Origin of the sequence: Campylobacter sp. BCW_6873, from assembly GCF_001762365.1 — a bacterium.
GTDB classification, from domain to species: Bacteria; Campylobacterota; Campylobacteria; order Campylobacterales; family Campylobacteraceae; genus Campylobacter_D; species Campylobacter_D jejuni.
Map to the genome: position 1 here is coordinate 1 of NZ_MJWS01000094.1, position 1,227 is coordinate 1,227.

Sequence of the window (1,227 nt, forward strand, 5' to 3'; positions counted from 1 at the left end):
CCTGTAAGGAGTATACCTTGAAAATAAATTTTAGAATGAGTTAAATCAACATTTTTAGCCTTTAAAACTTCACAATCAATCACTTCTTTATCATAAGCAAAAATTGTTTCTTTTACTTTTTCAAGAGGCATGAATTTTCCTTAAATTTTTAGTCATTTTATGATAACTTAAACTCCAGTATTTATCGCTTTTTTCTCCTGCTAAAACATTAAAATAAAATTCATTTCTATCTTTTTGATATTCTTGTGAGATATTACCATAATCATATTTATGATAAAGCATTCTTGAAAGCATTTCATCTTTAGGTATAAAAATAAAAGGATAAAACTTACTCACACTAAAATTATTATATTTTTGACTCAAATCTAAATCTTGTATCGCAATAGCTTCATAATCATTATCTGCTTTTAAAAGTTTAATTTGTCTATCTTTTCTATCGAAATAAATCAATTCAAAATCGCCTTTTATGCTTGTATTAAATTTTTTAGTGATAGATTCCAAACAAAAATCTAATTTATTATATATACTTTTAAGTTGGGAGGCCTTATCATAAAATTTTTTAATACTTTCATAATATCTTTGATTTTCTATATCTTTTTTACAAAAAGTTTGTATTTTCTTTTCTAAATTTTCCTGATTTACATAACATATATAATTATTATCTAGCATAGATCTAGTCCAAGTAATAAAAGCTCTTGCACCTTTTACACTTTGTAAATTATCATCAATGTTTTGAAATTTCAAAAAGATAGAGTGAAGAGATTTGATCAAGCCAAAGATATCTATCAAATTTCCAGGCACTTTATATTCATCATCAATAAGCTCTATTCCTATATCAGAAAGTTTTTGAATAACCCAAGTAACGCAGTTGTTTTCAAGAAGCTTATAGGTAAATTCTTCATTGATTGGTTCTTTGCTATTAGGTGTAATTTCTTTTGTAGTATTAAAATCATTTTTAATATTTGCAAGTAGGATTTCATATTGTTCTTTAGAAAGTTCTAAAGTGCAACGATTAGAGGGTTTGAAGGCTTGGGGGCTTCTTAGTTTTTTAATAATATAACAATTTTTATCAATACTGCTATCTAATACATATTGGTTATTGTTAAATACTTTGCCAGGAGATCCTATAAGAGATTCTGCAACATTAGCAATTCCAGTTCCAAAACCCCAAAAACCATCATTGAATTCATTAGGTTCTTTAGCTTCATACCATTTTTGATCTATCTT

General features: G+C 26.0%; 1 protein-coding gene. It reads right to left on the bottom strand.

Annotation, left to right across the window (positions count from 1 at the left end):
- Positions 1-120: 120 nt before the first annotated feature.
- The coding region (locus AJ932_RS10815) for a hypothetical protein (RefSeq protein ID WP_261660115.1) at positions 121-1,227 on the bottom strand (1,107 nt) is incomplete at its 5' end.